Origin of the sequence: Jejuia spongiicola (assembly GCF_023502325.1) — a bacterium.
GTDB classification, from domain to species: domain Bacteria; phylum Bacteroidota; class Bacteroidia; order Flavobacteriales; family Flavobacteriaceae; genus Wocania_A; species Wocania_A spongiicola.
This window is the reverse complement of sequence record NZ_JAMFLZ010000002.1, coordinates 341,234-356,459: the sequence shown is the minus strand read 5'-3', so window position 1 is coordinate 356,459 and position 15,226 is coordinate 341,234. Positions and strand designations below refer to the sequence as shown.

Annotated in this window: 16 protein-coding genes and 1 riboswitch; of the genes, 10 read left to right on the top strand and 6 right to left on the bottom strand. The window is 32.0% G+C overall.

Features of this window, described 5'->3' with window-relative positions; all coding sequences use genetic code 11:
• The first annotated feature begins 61 nt into the window (after positions 1-61).
• Complete coding sequence (gene purB, locus M3P09_RS05600; protein ID WP_249972349.1) at positions 62-1,405, top strand: adenylosuccinate lyase; 1,344 nt, start codon at positions 62-64, stop codon at positions 1,403-1,405.
• A gap of 255 nt (positions 1,406-1,660) precedes the next feature.
• On the opposite strand, the gene M3P09_RS05595 is transcribed toward purB, so the two are convergent.
• From M3P09_RS05595 to M3P09_RS05580, 4 genes are read right to left on the bottom strand one after another with little or no spacing between them, the layout of a single operon-like run.
• Positions 1,661-2,203 carry a DUF4252 domain-containing protein gene (locus M3P09_RS05595; protein WP_249972348.1) on the bottom strand — a complete coding sequence of 181 codons (543 nt, stop codon included), beginning with the start codon at positions 2,201-2,203 and terminating at the stop codon, positions 1,661-1,663.
• A 19-nt stretch (positions 2,204-2,222) separates the two neighbouring features.
• The gene (locus M3P09_RS05590; RefSeq protein WP_249972347.1) at positions 2,223-2,783 is read right to left on the bottom strand and encodes a DUF4252 domain-containing protein; all 561 of its coding nucleotides are present in this window, start codon (positions 2,781-2,783) and stop codon (positions 2,223-2,225) included.
• A 39-nt stretch (positions 2,784-2,822) separates the two neighbouring features.
• Positions 2,823-3,311: a hypothetical protein gene (locus M3P09_RS05585; RefSeq protein WP_099564194.1), complete on the bottom strand. Its 489-nt coding sequence runs from the start codon at positions 3,309-3,311 to the stop codon at positions 2,823-2,825.
• Complete coding sequence (locus tag M3P09_RS05580) at positions 3,298-3,807, bottom strand: RNA polymerase sigma factor (protein WP_099564195.1); 510 nt, start codon at positions 3,805-3,807, stop codon at positions 3,298-3,300. The genes M3P09_RS05585 and M3P09_RS05580 overlap by 14 nt, the downstream gene beginning before the upstream one ends.
• A 347-nt stretch (positions 3,808-4,154) precedes the next feature.
• Between M3P09_RS05580 and M3P09_RS05575 the strand changes: the two genes are divergently transcribed.
• Both M3P09_RS05575 and M3P09_RS05570 read left to right on the top strand, forming a co-directional pair.
• A complete protein-coding gene (locus tag M3P09_RS05575) occupies positions 4,155-5,654 on the top strand; it encodes a S41 family peptidase (protein ID WP_249972346.1) in 1,500 nt (499 codons plus the stop codon).
• The gene (locus tag M3P09_RS05570) at positions 5,647-6,369 is read left to right on the top strand and encodes a Dph6-related ATP pyrophosphatase (RefSeq protein WP_249972345.1); all 723 of its coding nucleotides are present in this window, start codon (positions 5,647-5,649) and stop codon (positions 6,367-6,369) included. The genes M3P09_RS05575 and M3P09_RS05570 overlap by 8 nt, the downstream gene beginning before the upstream one ends.
• A gap of 81 nt (positions 6,370-6,450) precedes the next feature.
• On the opposite strand, the gene M3P09_RS05565 is transcribed toward M3P09_RS05570, so the two are convergent.
• Complete coding sequence (locus M3P09_RS05565) at positions 6,451-8,313, bottom strand: TonB-dependent receptor plug domain-containing protein (protein ID WP_249972344.1); 1,863 nt, start codon at positions 8,311-8,313, stop codon at positions 6,451-6,453.
• A 67-nt stretch (positions 8,314-8,380) separates the two neighbouring features.
• Positions 8,381-8,578: riboswitch (cobalamin riboswitch) on the bottom strand.
• A gap of 89 nt (positions 8,579-8,667) precedes the next feature.
• On the opposite strand from M3P09_RS05565, the gene M3P09_RS05560 reads away from it, so the two are divergent.
• From M3P09_RS05560 to cobC, 4 genes are read left to right on the top strand one after another with little or no spacing between them, the layout of a single operon-like run.
• Positions 8,668-9,171 (top strand): bifunctional adenosylcobinamide kinase/adenosylcobinamide-phosphate guanylyltransferase, encoded by a 504-nt coding sequence (locus M3P09_RS05560; RefSeq protein ID WP_249972343.1) that lies wholly within the window; start codon positions 8,668-8,670, stop codon positions 9,169-9,171.
• 5 nt (positions 9,172-9,176) lie between these two features.
• Positions 9,177-10,220 carry a nicotinate-nucleotide--dimethylbenzimidazole phosphoribosyltransferase gene (cobT, locus tag M3P09_RS05555; RefSeq protein ID WP_249972342.1) on the top strand — a complete coding sequence of 348 codons (1,044 nt, stop codon included), beginning with the start codon at positions 9,177-9,179 and terminating at the stop codon, positions 10,218-10,220.
• Between the two features lie 3 nt (positions 10,221-10,223).
• Positions 10,224-10,985: an adenosylcobinamide-GDP ribazoletransferase gene (locus M3P09_RS05550; RefSeq protein ID WP_249972341.1), complete on the top strand. Its 762-nt coding sequence runs from the start codon at positions 10,224-10,226 to the stop codon at positions 10,983-10,985.
• Positions 10,970-11,536: an alpha-ribazole phosphatase gene (gene cobC / locus M3P09_RS05545; RefSeq protein WP_249972340.1), complete on the top strand. Its 567-nt coding sequence runs from the start codon at positions 10,970-10,972 to the stop codon at positions 11,534-11,536. Before M3P09_RS05550 ends, cobC begins: the two co-directional genes overlap by 16 nt.
• Here the strand turns inward: cobC and M3P09_RS05540 are convergent.
• Positions 11,526-12,176, bottom strand: a complete 651-nt coding sequence (locus M3P09_RS05540) for a Dph6-related ATP pyrophosphatase (protein WP_249972339.1) — start codon at positions 12,174-12,176, stop codon at positions 11,526-11,528. The two genes, cobC and M3P09_RS05540, sit on opposite strands and share 11 nt — an antisense overlap.
• Positions 12,177-12,261: 85 nt before the next feature.
• On the opposite strand from M3P09_RS05540, the gene M3P09_RS05535 reads away from it, so the two are divergent.
• From M3P09_RS05535 to M3P09_RS05525, 3 genes are read left to right on the top strand one after another with little or no spacing between them, the layout of a single operon-like run.
• On the top strand, positions 12,262-13,401 hold the full coding sequence (locus M3P09_RS05535) for an ABC transporter substrate-binding protein (RefSeq protein WP_249972338.1): 1,140 nt from the start codon (positions 12,262-12,264) through the stop codon (positions 13,399-13,401).
• Positions 13,402-14,430, top strand: coding sequence for a FecCD family ABC transporter permease (locus M3P09_RS05530; protein WP_249972337.1), 1,029 nt, complete (start codon positions 13,402-13,404; stop codon positions 14,428-14,430).
• Positions 14,430-15,224 carry an ABC transporter ATP-binding protein gene (locus M3P09_RS05525; protein WP_249972336.1) on the top strand — a complete coding sequence of 265 codons (795 nt, stop codon included), beginning with the start codon at positions 14,430-14,432 and terminating at the stop codon, positions 15,222-15,224. Before M3P09_RS05530 ends, M3P09_RS05525 begins: the two co-directional genes overlap by 1 nt.
• The last annotated feature ends 2 nt before the right edge of the window (positions 15,225-15,226 follow it).

Sequence of the window (15,226 nt, the reverse complement as noted above, 5' to 3'; positions counted from 1 at the left end):
CATACCTCATTCTTCTACACAAAAATAGTATCTTTGCCTCTTCTTAAAAACAACACAAAGCATGTCATTATCATCATTAAACGCCATCTCTCCAATTGATGGAAGATATAGAAATAAAGTTAACGAACTAGCTCCTTATTTTTCGGAAGAATCTCTTATAAAATACCGTGTTTTAGTAGAAATTGAATACTTTATTGCACTTTGCGAAATTCCATTACCGCAGCTTGAAAGCATCGATAATGATATTTTTGAAGACTTAAGAGCTATTTACAAAGATTTTTCTACTGAGGATGCTTTGGCAATTAAAGATATAGAAAGTGTTACCAATCATGATGTTAAAGCCGTTGAGTATTTCATAAAAGAAAAATTTGACGCTTTAAGTTTATCTCAATATAAAGAGTTTATACATTTTGGATTAACCTCTCAAGACATTAATAATACCGCAGTCCCTTTAAGTATTAAGGAAGCGATGAACAATGTTTACGTTCCTGAATATTTAACAGTTTTAGAGAAACTTAAAAGTTTATCTCAAGAATGGTCAGCAATTTCCATGTTAGCAAGAACTCATGGTCAACCAGCCTCTCCAACTCGTTTAGGAAAAGAAATTGAAGTTTTTGTAGTGCGATTAAAAGAACAGTTTAATTTATTAAACGATATTCCAAGTGCTGCCAAATTTGGTGGTGCCACTGGTAATTTTAATGCACACCATGTAGCATACCCAAATATTGATTGGAAAGCATTTGGCAGTAAATTTGTTCAAGAAAAGTTAGGTTTGCAGCATTCATTTCCAACAACACAGATAGAGCATTACGATCATATGGCTGCTTTATTTGATACTTTAAAACGTATAAACACCATTTTAATTGATTTAGATAGAGATGTATGGACGTATGTATCGATGGATTATTTCAAGCAAAAAATTAAGAAAGGGGAAGTTGGAAGTAGCGCAATGCCACATAAAGTAAACCCTATTGATTTTGAAAATTCAGAAGGTAATTTAGGGATTGCTAATGCAATTTTTGAACACCTTTCAGCTAAACTTCCAATTTCAAGATTACAGCGCGATTTAACTGACAGTACCGTTTTACGTAATGTTGGTGTTCCTTTTGGACATACCATAATTGGTTTTAAATCAACTTTAAAAGGATTAGATAAATTATTATTAAATGAATCTACGTTTGCTGAAGATTTAGAAAATAATTGGGCGGTAGTAGCCGAGGCTATTCAAACTATTTTACGTCGTGAGGGTTACCCAAACCCATATGAAGCTTTAAAAGGCTTAACACGTACTAATACAAAAATAAATCAGAATTCTATTTCCGATTTTATTGATACTTTAGAGGTTTCAAACACAATAAAAGAAGAATTAAAACGTATTACTCCTAGTAACTATACTGGAATATAATTTGTTATGTTAAACGATAAACAAACTTTGGCTTTAAGTGGCTTAATGGCTGGAGGCATTTTTGTAACTGGAATTTTAGAGATTCTTGATAATTTTATTGTTCTAACCGTGCTTACTATTATTTTTTTAGCAGTTATTATTAATATTTTTTACGTTAACAGGATTTCAAAAAAAAAATAGCACTTGTTTATATAAACTAAAAAAAGGGTTGTTGAAAATTTTCAACAACCCTTTTTAATTAACATTACTATAAATTTATTTAAAGAAATTCATAATATCTTGAATTTGATTTTCATCAACATCAGCATTTTGCATTGCATTTACTAAGGTTACCATTTTATCTGGATTCATGTCATTTCCTAATACACGAACAATTCCGAAACCTAATTCATTTGCACTACCAAAAATAACAACCTCATCTGCTTCCTCATCTGTACCAATGTATTTAACAATAATTTTATTCCCTTTATCGCTAAATTCCATAAGATCATTATACTTTTTATCGCTTAAAATAGTTTTTACTTTTGCTAATTCAGCTTTAAAAACTTCTGCTTCGGTTCCTTCTACTTTATAGCCTAAAAAGTTTAATCGCTTTACAGATTTATAAGCTTCTTTTTGATCTTCAGTAAACTTAGAATCATCTATTTTAACCATAGATATTGGTATATCTTGAGAAACAAAATTTGTTGCTTCTTGGTTATCTACAAAATAAGTTTGTAAACTTTTACCATCGTTACAGCTTACAAAAGCTACAGCTAAAAGAAGTACAAATACGATATGTTTGATTGTTCGTTGCATGATTGATGTTCTGTCTTTATTAATTCTTTTTCTCTAAATGTTTTCCTCCAGGGATATTCATTTTATTAGTAAGTTTAGAAATTTCATTCAAATCAATATCTCCAGTCATCGATACCACTACGGTTTCAATTTTACGCTCTTTTCCATTAATTTCAATTTTGTCTTCCATCACTTTATCAATACCATTTACAAAAATTAAAAGTTCTTTTACATGGTCAGAATCTTTACCTTCTTTTACATAAAATTTAACCTCAGTTCCATCGTCCTTAACTTCCATTAACTCTTCTAAGCCACCAGAACGCGATTTAACCCATTTTGAAATATCTGTAGATATAGCTTTATTATCAGTTACAATAGTTTTAAAACTTGTGATGCTTTTTACCATATCCATATAAGCTTTAGCTTCCTCATCTTCAACATTAATACCCATTTTTGCTATCATTTGAAACATCTTTGGTTTAATGTTAACATAAGTTACATCGTTATTGTCGCTATATTTATCAAAAATATTGCTTTGTGCCATTCCTGTTATTGGTAACAACATAATTGCCATTACTAATACTATTAATTTATTTTTCATTGTTCTTATTTTTAAATTGTTTGTATTCATTAATTCTAATTAATTAGTTTTAAAAATTATACTAGTTGTGTTTTCAATTTCGTTAAGATATCCTAGTGTTGAAGTACCTTTATTTACTTCATTTAAATATCCTACGGTTGAAGTGCCTTTATTGAAGCTTTGAGAAATCATTTCTAAAGATTTTGTAACTTCGTTAAGCGCTTCTTCAGGTTTATCATAAGTTCCATAAGCATATTCATTGTACGAAGCTGCTACTGGATCTTTAAAATAAACGCCCAACATGAGAACAGCAACTGCAGCAACCGATAGCCATTTGTAATTAAATATACGCTTAGTTTTTAATGGCACGTCTTTAGTAAATTGTTCTTGTTGGTTTCCCAAAAAATACGCAAACATGGGTTTATACATTTCTAAATGAGGTGCTACAGTGTCGCTGGAAAAATAGTTTTTTAACACTTGCTCTTCTTTAAGTGATGTCTCACCGTTTTCGTACTTTTCTAGTAAGTTTTCTATATTATTTAATACCATAATTATGTGTATTAGTTAATTTTTCTCGTATTGCTTTTCTTGCTCTCGACAAGTTTACACGTACTGCTGTATTATTCATATTCAGCATTTTTGCAATCTCATCATAATCATATTCTTCTATATCTCTTAGCTGAATTATCATGCGTTGTTGTTCTGGTAACTCTTCAATAATTTTTGCTACCCAATTAACACTATCGTTTAATTCAACTTGCTTTTGTAATGGTGTTCCTTTTTCTTCATAATTACTATGTACAATCTTTAAATTTTGAGCTTGCTTCGATTTTAATTTATCAAAACAAAAATTCTTTGTCATAGTCATCGAAAAAGCTTCTACATTTTTATATTCAGCAATCTTCTTTTTATTATTCCATAACTTTAACAGAATTTCTTGCGTTGCATCTTCAGCTTCTTCAGTAGATATTAGCAATCGTTTTGCTAAACGAAATACTTTATCCTTAAAAGGCATTACAATTTTTAAAAACTCTGTTTGAGTCATTTTGGTTTGGTTTAGTTTAAAACAACTTAGTTTAGGCTGTTTGATATTACGACGACCATGTATTTGTTTTGTTACATTACAAATAAAAAAAATTAAATAATTAGGGCGTAACCCTATAGGGTCGGGCTTTCTCTACTCGCTTCCTCCTAAGTCGGCGAGCTCAAACAAACCGTTCAATCCCTTACGTGAAATTCTGCCTCTATGTGCATTCTACAATACAATCTACTTTACTAAACTTAATTATATTGACTAATATTCAGAATCAACAATTTCAACCAATTATTTTTTATTATACAATAATGTAAGTAAATTTAGGGTTTTATAGACTACTTATATAAAATAATGCTATGCGATATTTAAAAGCCCTAATCCTAATTCTTATAGTTTCCTTTTCTACTGTAAGCTGTTTTGAAGATAATGATGATAATCTAATTTCAGCAAGTCAAATAAACGATTTTGTATGGAAAGGTATGAACACTTTCTACTTATACAAAGATGATGTACCAGACTTGGCAAATGATAGATTTCCATCAAACGACGATTATGCAACATATTTAAATGGTTTTAATTCTCCTTTCGATTTATTTGAAAGCTTAATACATCAAAGAGAGACTGTTGACAGGTTTAGCTGGATTGTTGATGATTATATTGCCTTAGAACAACTTTTTAGTGGCATTATTACCAGTAATGGAATGGAATTTGGCATATTTGGTTTTTCTCCTACAGATACTAATAGGTATGGCTATGTTCGATATGTACTGCCTAATACAAGTGCTGCAAGCCAGGGAGTAAAAAGAGGAGATATCTTTTATGCAATTAATGGTACACAACTTACTTCAGATAATTGGAGGTCGCTTACTAGTACAGATAATTACACTATCAATATAGGGAGTTATGAAGATAGCGGAACACCAGAAACAACAGACGATTTTGTAACAAACACTTCAGAAACTGTTACACTATCTAAAACACAATACACAGAAAATCCAATTTTAACAAACAAAGTTATAGATGTTGGAGGCATTAAAGTAGCATATTTAATGTATAATGGATTTACAGGTACCGATCAATTCAATGCAGAGTTAAATGATACATTTGGAGCATTTAAAAGTGCTAATGCAACTGAATTAGTGCTCGATTTACGATATAACCCAGGAGGTTCTGTAAATACAGCCATACTATTATCTAGCATGATTACTGGGCAATTTACTGGAGATATTTTTAGTACAGAACAATGGAATTCCGAATTTCAACAGGCTTTTGAGGATGAAAACCCCGAGTTTTTAATAAGTAGATTTGTAAATAATAATGACGGAGCAGCATTAAACAGCTTAAACCTCTCTAGAGTTTTTATTCTTACTACAAGATCGAGTGCATCAGCAAGCGAATTAGTAATTAACAGTTTATCCCCTTATATAAATGTTGTTCAAATAGGAACCTCTACAACAGGAAAATATCAAGCATCTAGGACATTATACGATTCTCCAAATTTTAGTAGGTCTGGTGCAAATCCTAGTCATACTTACGCTATGCAACCCCTTATTTTTAAATCGCTAAATGTTAATGGAGCAACAGATTATTTTAATGGGCTTTTTCCAGAACCTAATAATATTTTAGCAGAAAGTATTCGAAATTTAGGTGTTCTAGGCGATGTAAATGAACCACTACTCGCAAGAGCTATTAGCATAATTGATGGTACTGGAAAGTCCTCTAGTCCTGCAAGCTCAAAAAGTGAGAACAATATAAAAATTACTGGCAGTAGTAAAGATTTAATTCCTTTTTCAAATGAAATGTATATTGATAAAGACATTCCAGATGATTTAATAAAAAGAGTTCTATTTGAATAAACATAAAACCTACTTCAACTGGAGTTCTGGAAAAGATTCCGCTTTAGCGCTCTACTATCTATTACAAAATGAGAGTTACTCAATAGATGAGTTAATCACAACAGTTAATAGCCATTACAATCGTGTTTCTATGCACGGACTGAGAAAAGAACTGTTAATTGCACAAACCAAAGCCTTAAACATACCAGCAAGTTTAATAGAACTTCCAGAAATGCCAAGTATGGAAATCTATGAACAAAAAATGCTAGAAACCGTTTCTAGACTAAAAAATGATGGTTTTACGCATACAGCTTTTGGCGATATTTTTCTTGAAGACTTAAGGGTTTACAGAGAGAAACAATTAGAAAAGCAGGGCTTTAAAGCCGTATTTCCTATTTGGAGAAAAGACACTAAAGCTTTAATTCACGAATTTTTAAATTTAGGTTTTAAAACCATAATTGTTTGTGCGAATTCTAAGTATTTTAATGAAGACTTTGTAGGAACAATAATAGATGAAAACTTTATAGACAATTTACCTGATGGTGTCGATCCCTGTGGCGAAAATGGAGAATTTCATACCTTTTGTTTCGATGGTCCTATTTTTAAAAACCCAATTGATTTTAGCATTGGTGAAAAAGTATACCGCGAGTATAACGCACCAAAATCTGACGATGATTCTATTTGTAAAAGTGATTCTGAGAAATATGGTGTTTGGTACTGTGATTTAATTCCTTGAACTTAAAAAGTGCCACCAAATAGCAGAATGGTGGCACTTAATAAATTTGGCTTACGCCAAAGCATTGACTTTATTCTCTCACTATAAAGTCAATTGAAAACCTATCCTAACGTTTCTTCCTTTAGTTACATAACCTGGAACATCTTCATAATCCTCATTTAAGATATTATCAAGCCCTCCAAAGAATTTTATTTTATTTTTTAAAACAGTATGGCTTACATACAAATTAACTAAGCTAAAGCTCTCCAAAAGAGGCACAAAGCTATTCTCAAATCTATCGTGTGTATATTGATAAGATAATGATGCAAAAGTCGTTTTTGAAAAATCGTAACCCAATTGCAAATTAGCTTTATGCTTAGGTATTCTTCTTGCTAAACTTTCTTTATATTCAGTAAATGCATAGTTAGCAGTAATAGATAATTTCTCAATTGGTGTCGTATTTACTTCAACTTCTACGCCTCTTGCATGTAAATCCTCAGTTGCATTTAAATACCCTCCATTAAGCCATAGCACGGTATTTTTTTCTTCTCTATTAAAGAAAAGCCCAGTTACTCTAAAATTATCATTTAATTTAAACTCTGTTCCAACTTCAATCGTTCTATTCTCTTCTGGCCCTAAGTCTGGATTAGCACCAAAATTACCAAACAATTGAGATAACGAAGGTGTTATAAAAGATGTACTAAAAGAACCAAAAAGCTTTGTATAACCATCATTATTAGATTTAAAAGTAAATGATGGATTTAAGTTATATGTAAAGTGAGAGCCATACTCGTTATGGTTATTTAAGCGTGCTCCAGCGTTAATATTTAAACCAAAATCTGAAACATACACAAAATTAGCGTATGGGTCTATAATATTAAATCTTACATCATTAGCAAATATGGCTTTATTTTCTATAGCGTTTAAACCGATAATAGTGTAGAACATTTTATTAAAAACATATTTGTTATAAATATCTAACACATAATTTTCAGACTTAAATATTGATGGAAAGTTAGAGATAAACACTCTTTCATACTCACTGTAAGCAGCATTTAAATTAATGCTACCATTTCTATATTTAAATTTAGATGAAAGCCCAAATCGATATTGTTCATTGTTAAATTCATCAGGTGTATCTACTAAACTAAAATTAGAATCAAATCCATCAATTTCTGAATTTGTATCTGTAAAGTTTCCATAAACATTTAAAGAAAAGTCTTTATTAAACTTATACCCTAAATTAATATCTATTCCATATTTAGAATAAACATCTTTCTCATTAGTATCACTAATTGCTGCCGAAAGACCATCAGAAAACTGATTACTAAATGCCGTACGATATGTAAACTTATTTAACGTTCCACTTAAAGCAACACTGTTATTGAAATCAGCGATATTATAATTTTGATCAGATTCTGTTTGATTAGTTCCAAAACTTGAAGAAAAAACGGCACTAATCTTTTTTGCATCGGCTTTTTTAGTTGTAATACTAATAACAGCTGATGCTGCACCACTACCATACAAGGTACTTGCAGCTCCTTTAATTATCTCTATAGACTCAATTTGATTTAAATTTAAAAGTCTAAAATCGTATTCAATATTAATTTGTGACGGATCGCTTACTTGAATACCATCAATTAAAACTAAAACTTGACGATTACGCCCACCACGAGCATATACGCCCAAGTTCTGGCCTGCATTGCTCCTACTACCGTTAATTTCGATACCAGATTGTGCATTAATTAATTCAGAAACTGTTCTACCTTGGTTTCTTTCAATATCAACTTTTGATATTTTAATAACAGATTTACCTGAATTTTCACGTTTTAATGCAAAACGAGAATCTGTAATAACAACTTCATCTAGTTGCTCTACTTTTGTTGAGTCGACTTGCTGTTGTGCAAATCCAATTAAAGACATACCAAAACACAGCACGCCTAAAACATTTGTTTTTTTGTTCATTTTAATGAATAATTACTCGAGAATCGCATGGATTATCATACGCAAACTTTTATCCCGAAAGTTTAACTTATTTGTTTTGAATTAGGCAGGTCTCCTGACTTGCGTCTTCATGTTGGTCTTCCCAAAGATTACTCTTCAGTGACAAAGAAGTTTAACATGAAGCTTTATAGCTTACAGTTGCGGGAACAGTTCTGGTTTCTCACCAGATTCCCTTTTAATTCATCCTATATAAATACAGAACAAAACCAAAATTCGCTGCAAATGTACTATCTATTTTTAGAATCAAAACTATTTTATTGCGTAATTCTTTAAAAAAGAATAATATTTGTGCTAGTAATCAACAACACATAATTCATGATTTATTTCATAACTGGTGGCGAACGTTCTGGAAAAAGTAGTTATGCACAAAGCTTGGCATTATCACTTTCAAACACACCTAAATATGTTGCTACATCGCGCATTTGGGGTGATGATCATAGAAAACGTATTGACAGACACATTGCTGATAGAGATGAACGTTGGACATCTATTGAGGAAGAAAAGATATTAGCATCGGTTATAAAAACTAATGATGTTGCTGTTATTGATTGTGTAACGCTTTGGCTTACCAATTTTTATGTGGATACCAAAAACGATATTGAAAAAAGCCTCGAACTAGCTAAAATAGAATTCAATAAACTACTAGATATTGATGCTACTATAATTATAATTTCTAACGAAATTGGCATGGGAGTACATGCGCAGACCGAAGTGGGTAGAAAGTTTACAGAGTTACAAGGTTGGATGAATCAGCATATAGCTAAACATGCCAATAAAGCTACCATGATGGTTTCTGGTATACCATTAACCCTTAAATAATTTCAATGAAAAATATTAGTTCAATAAAAAATCAAGAGTTAGAAGTTGCACTTCAAAAAAAAATTGATTTAAAAACAAAACCTTTAGGCGCTTTAGGCGATTTAGAACATTTAGCTTTTAAAATAGGCTGTATTCAAAATACTGAAAATCCAAAAATAGCTAATCCAACTATTGTTGTTTTTGCAGGTGATCATGGTATTGCTAAAAAAGGAGAAGTCAACCCTTTTCCACAAGAAGTAACAGCTCAAATGGTTTATAATTTTGTAAACGGAGGCGCTGCTATAAATGTGTTTACAAAAACTAACGACATTAACTTAAAGGTAGTAGATGCTGGCGTTAATCATAATTTTGAAAACAACTTAAATATTGTTGATGCTAAAGTAGGTTTTGGCACCAAAAACTATCAAGAAGAGTCTGCAATGACTATTGAACAATGCCAAGATGCATTCTCAAAAGCTGAAAATATTATACATAAAACACATTCTGAAGGCTGTAATACTATTGGGTTTGGCGAAATGGGAATTAGTAATACCTCATCAGCATCATTACTCATGGCTTATTTTATGAATAAACCAGTTACCGAATGTGTTGGTTCGGGTACAGGTCTAAATTCTGAAGGTATAAATAAGAAAAGTACCATTCTCTCCGATGTTTATAAAAAATACAAACCGCAAACACCAAAAGATGCTTTGTCTATTTTTGGAGGATTTGAAATAGCCATGCTTTGTGGTGCTATTTTAAAAGCCGCAGAGTTAAAAATGATTATTGTTATTGATGGTTTTATAGTGTCTTCGGCACTATTAGTTGCCCAAGCCATAAATAAAAATGTATTAGATTACTGCATATTTGCTCATAATTCTAACGAGCAGGGTCATCAAAAAATGTTGGAGTTTCTAAATGCAAAACCGCTATTATCACTAGGTTTAAGATTAGGAGAAGGTACTGGAGCTGCTCTCGCTATACCATTATTAAAAGCTTCTGTAGATTTTTTGAATAATATGGCAAGTTTTGAAAGTGCTGGAGTTAGCAATGAAATTGAAAAGAACTAAAAAATGAAAAAAGAAATCCAAATATTCTTAACGGCTATTATGTTCTTCACAAGAATTCCTTGTCCAAAATGGGTAGATCATAATGCAGAATACTTAAAGAAAAGTGCTAAATATTTTTCATTAGTTGGAATTATTGTTGGAAGCATTGGTGCTTTAGTTTTTTACGGCTTCTCTTATATGTTTTCTACAGAAGTAAGCTTGCTACTTAGTATGGTATCCACTATATATGTTACAGGAGCGTTCCATGAAGATGGATTTGCAGATGTTTGTGATGCCTTTGGAGGTGGGTGGACAAAAGAGAAAATCTTATTAATCATGAAAGATTCTCGCTTAGGTACTTATGGGGTTTCAGGATTAATTTTAATTCTTGCTATTAAATTTTCAACTTTAAGAGAAACACCAATTCACCTTATTCCTTTAACTATTATTGCAGGACATAGTTTAAGTCGTTTTTTAGCAACTACTTTAATATATACACATCCTTATGTAAGAGAAACAGATGACAGCAAAGCAAAACCTGCAGCTAAAAGCATTACGCTAAGTATGGTTATTGTTAGTGCTATTTTTGGATTAGTACCCCTACTCTTTTTCAAAACACCTTTAATATTTTTAACCTTAATTCCGTGTTACATAGCTAAAGTCTATTTAGGCGCTAAGTTTAAAAAATGGATTGGCGGACAAACTGGGGATTGTGCTGGTGCCGTTCAACAATTATGTGAGGTTGTTTTTTATTTAAGTGCAATTGCTCTATGGAAATTTATTTAATAAGACATACCGCTCCTGATATTGAAAAAGGGGTTTGCTACGGACAAAGTGATTTAAATTTAAAGAGTAATTATACTGAAGAATTTGAAGCTGTTTTGAATCAAATTCAATTAAAAAAAGACTTTAAAGTTATATCTAGCCCTTTAAAACGATGTGTTTTATTAGCAAAACGTTTCAGTAACCACATTACTTTAGATGATCGTTTAAAGGAATTAAATTTTGGAGACTGGGAGCTTAATCCTTGGAATGATATTCCAGAAAAAGATATCAATCCTTGGATGGCAGATTTTGTAAATATTGCTGTCCCGAATGGAGAATCTTATGTTGAATTAGCATCAAGAGTTGATGATTTTTTTGAGAGTATTACACATTCAAAAAATAATCAAAATCTAATAGTTATATCTCATGCTGGACCAATAAGAGTGGTGCTTTCTAAACTTTTAAAGCTTCCTCTGAAAGATTCATTCAGTATTAAAATTAATTACGGCGATGTATTTCATCTTAAGAAAGAAAACGAATCCTTAAAACTCATCACAGAAATCAACCTTTAAGAACCAAGTTCGCGAAGTTATAGTTGCTCGATGTTGCTTTTCCTTCTATTTCAACCTCGATTCTATTTTTAAAAAAGGGAGCATTTACAACCAACGTATGAAACTCACCGTTTTCACCACAGGCATCAATTTCCATATTTTCAAGAGTTTTTACAAGTTCGGCATCAATAATTCTACCTAAAAAATCGGCACCTAGCTCTTGATTACATGACACTATAATAGCTTCAATTCCCGCATCAATCATATCTAAAACCAATTGTTTTCTATCTCCTTGCCAAAGCGGTAAAACAGCTTCTAAATCAGCAGCTTTAGACACTTTTTCTTCCCAGGCACGGTGCGATTCTATATCAATATCTCCAAAAACTGAATGAGTAATAGGGTAATTTTTAGTGATCGTTTTTAAATTTTCAATGTACTTTTTTTCATAATCCCCCCAAGTGCTACTAAAAAAGTGGATAGGAAGTTCTAATGCATTGGCCTGTGCCTGTAATACTGCTTTTGGAATACCATGCGAACGCGACCTATCTCCAAATTCATTCATCACATTTAAAAGAACCGTTGGTTTAAAACCTTGCAAAGTGGCCTTATAAAAAGCAAAACAGCTGTCTTTTCCACCACTCCAAGAACATAAAAAATTCATCTTTTGTATTTTAATCGCTCAAAAGTAACCTTAAGTCTACGGTATTACAAAAAAAATAATGACCTTTGAGTTTCAATTTAAGACTATGCGTTTTATACTTTTTCTATGCCTTTGTGTTTTGTCTTTTACATCATGTAAAAACGACAAGGGGATTACTGGAACGTTACCTTCTGTAGAGTTTCAAAAGCAAACTATAACCTATGCTAAAGGGTTTACAATTTCTAATTATCCTACTTACAAAGAAATTATAGTGACATCGCCTTGGCCTAAAAGTCAAGATACATATCGCTATATTTTAGTTGAAAAAGGACAATCCGCTCCAAAAATTAGTGATAAAGACATTCTTGTTTCATTACCTATTGAAAAAGTTGTGGTGATGTCTACCACGAATATTCCGTCACTTGAATATTTGAATGTGGATGACAAATTGGTTGGTTTTCCGAGTACTAAATATATTTCTTCAGAAAAAACCAGAGCTCGCATTGAAAAGGGTGAAGTGAAAGATTTAAACAGCGATTTAGATCTTAACATGGAATTACTGCTGGATTTACAACCTGAATTGGTTATTGGGTTTTCGGTAAATGGGAATAACAAAACACTAGATCAGATTGAAAAATTTGGAATTCCCGTTGTTTTAGATGGTGCATGGACCGAACAACATCCTTTAGGGCGAGCTGAATGGATAAAATTTATTGCAGCGTTTTTTGATAAGCAAAAGGAAGCAGATAGTATTTTTAATGCTATTGAAAACAATTACATAGAAGCTAAAAAGAATGCTTCTAAATCAAATGATAAGCCTGTGGTATTTTCGGGATCGATGTTTAAAGATGTCTGGAATATTCCTGGAGGTAAAAGTTTTGTAGCAAAATATCTGGAAGATGCCAATACAGATTACCTTTGGAAAGATAGCGATGCCAATGGTAGCCTTCAACTTAACTTTGAAAATGTGTTAGAGAAAGCTATTAATGCAGAATTGTGGATTGGCGCAGGCTCATTTCAAACCAGAGCGCAAATGGAAGAGCAGCATAAGGGGTATGGCTATTTTGATGCTTTTAAAACGAATAATATTTACACCTATACTAATAAAATTGGACCAATGGGTGGCTTGTTATATTATGAATTAGGACCTTTGCGTCCTGACATCATTTTAAAAGATATTATTAATATTGCTCATCCCGAAGTATTTTCTAATTACGAAAATTTCTTTTTTAAACGTTTAGAATAATTGGCAGAAACAAAAACTTATAGCATCGCATTTTTAGTACTTATTGTACTACTAATTCTCTGCTTTTTTATTAACATAAGTTTAGGTTCAATTTCTATTCCTAATACTGCCATTTTTAACAGTCTATTTGGAAGCATTGATAATACCTCTTGGCAACATATTATTATGGATTATAGACTACCAAAGGCACTAACAGCCATTGTTGTGGGTTCTGGATTAGGCATTTCAGGATTAATGATGCAAACACTTTTCCGGAATCCTTTAGCTGGTCCTTTTGTTTTGGGTATCACTTCTGGAGCCAGTTTAGGTGTCGCTGTCGTAACCATGGGCGCTTCTTTATTTGGTGGTGTTATGCTAGGTGTTTTGGCATCTAAATGGAGTATCGTTATTGCTGCAACTTTAGGTAGTTTTCTTGTGTTATTAACCGTTTTGGTGGTCTCTACAAAAGTGAGAGACACTATGGCTATTTTGATTATAGGTTTAATGTTTGGTAGTATTTCTACTGCTGTGGTTAATGTACTCTCTTATTTTAGCTCTGCGGAAGAATTACAACAATACTACTTCTGGGGCTTTGGTAGTTTAGGAAGTTTATCATGGCATGAACTTCTTATTTTGTTTGTTATTTACACCCTTGGTTTATTGCTTAGTTTAACGTCTATAAAAACTTTAAACACACTATTACTTGGTGAAAATTACGCTAAAAGTTTAGGACTTAACATAAAACAAAGCCGATTATTAATTATTATCGCTACCAGTTTACTTGCTGGGACAATTACGGCATTTACTGGTCCTATTGCTTTTATAGGCTTGGCTATTCCGCATATGACCAGACAAATTTTTAACACCTCAAATCATAAGATTTTATTACCTGCCGTTTTTCTATTTGGAGCTATTGTTATGCTTGTTTGCGATAGCATCTCACAATTACCAAATAGCGATTATACACTCCCAATTAATGCCATAACATCTTTGGTTGGTGCGCCGGTGGTAATTTGGTTATTAGTTAGAAAACGTAAAATGATGTTTTAATGGAGCAAAATAAAAAGCATATCATTTTAAAAACCGATAATTTATCTATTGGATACACATCTAAGGCATCAAAATCTGTTATAGCTTCGAATATTAATATTGCATTAAAGAAAGGAGAGCTTGTTGGTGTTATTGGTGCAAATGGCATTGGAAAATCTACACTTTTACGAACACTCACCAAAGTTCAAAACCCACTGAGTGGTCGTATTTTAATTAATGACAAAGCATTATCAAAATATGCCCCAATAGAGTTGGCAAAAGTGATGAGTTTGGTGTTGACCGAACCTATTGTATCAAAAAATTTATCAGTTTTTGAATTGGTGGCTCTTGGCAGGCAGCCCTATACAAACTGGGTTGGTAATTTATCTAAAACCGATATAGAAATTGTTAATCAGGCTTTAAATCAAACAAACATCACTACACTAAAAGATAAAAAATGCTTTGAACTGAGTGATGGTCAATTACAAAAGGTAATGATTTCCAGAGCCTTGGCTCAAGATACAGATTTAATCATTCTAGATGAACCTACAACTCACCTAGATATGTACCACAAAGCTTATATTTTAAAACTGCTCCAGAAATTGGCTAATGATACAGGAAAAACTATTTTATTCTCGTCGCATGAAATAGATTTAGCCATCCAACTTTGTGATACTTTAATTGTAATGACAGAAACTCATGTGGTTTCAGACCAACCATGTAATCTTATTGAAAAAGGTACTTTCGATACGTTATTCCCAGATGATTTAATTGCTTTTGATTCGATAACAGGGAGTTTTAGGGTGAAGAAGTAACT

Bases quoted from the DNA above. Each gene is read 5' to 3' on its own strand.
- purB (WP_249972349.1), top strand. From the start codon at position 62: ATGTCATTATCATCATTAAACGCCATCTCTCCAATTGATGGAAGATAT.
- M3P09_RS05595 (WP_249972348.1), bottom strand. From the start codon at position 2,203: ATGCAACGAACAATCAAACATATCGTATTTGTACTTCTTTTAGCTGTA.
- M3P09_RS05590 (WP_249972347.1), bottom strand. From the start codon at position 2,783: ATGAAAAATAAATTAATAGTATTAGTAATGGCAATTATGTTGTTACCA.
- M3P09_RS05585 (WP_099564194.1), bottom strand. From the start codon at position 3,311: ATGGTATTAAATAATATAGAAAACTTACTAGAAAAGTACGAAAACGGT.
- M3P09_RS05580 (WP_099564195.1), bottom strand. From the start codon at position 3,807: ATGACTCAAACAGAGTTTTTAAAAATTGTAATGCCTTTTAAGGATAAA.
- M3P09_RS05575 (WP_249972346.1), top strand. From the start codon at position 4,155: ATGCGATATTTAAAAGCCCTAATCCTAATTCTTATAGTTTCCTTTTCT.
- M3P09_RS05565 (WP_249972344.1), bottom strand. From the start codon at position 8,313: ATGAACAAAAAAACAAATGTTTTAGGCGTGCTGTGTTTTGGTATGTCT.
- M3P09_RS05560 (WP_249972343.1), top strand. From the start codon at position 8,668: ATGATTTATTTCATAACTGGTGGCGAACGTTCTGGAAAAAGTAGTTAT.
- cobT (WP_249972342.1), top strand. From the start codon at position 9,177: ATGAAAAATATTAGTTCAATAAAAAATCAAGAGTTAGAAGTTGCACTT.
- M3P09_RS05550 (WP_249972341.1), top strand. From the start codon at position 10,224: ATGAAAAAAGAAATCCAAATATTCTTAACGGCTATTATGTTCTTCACA.
- cobC (WP_249972340.1), top strand. From the start codon at position 10,970: ATGGAAATTTATTTAATAAGACATACCGCTCCTGATATTGAAAAAGGG.
- M3P09_RS05540 (WP_249972339.1), bottom strand. From the start codon at position 12,176: ATGAATTTTTTATGTTCTTGGAGTGGTGGAAAAGACAGCTGTTTTGCT.
- M3P09_RS05535 (WP_249972338.1), top strand. From the start codon at position 12,262: ATGCGTTTTATACTTTTTCTATGCCTTTGTGTTTTGTCTTTTACATCA.
- M3P09_RS05525 (WP_249972336.1), top strand. From the start codon at position 14,430: ATGGAGCAAAATAAAAAGCATATCATTTTAAAAACCGATAATTTATCT.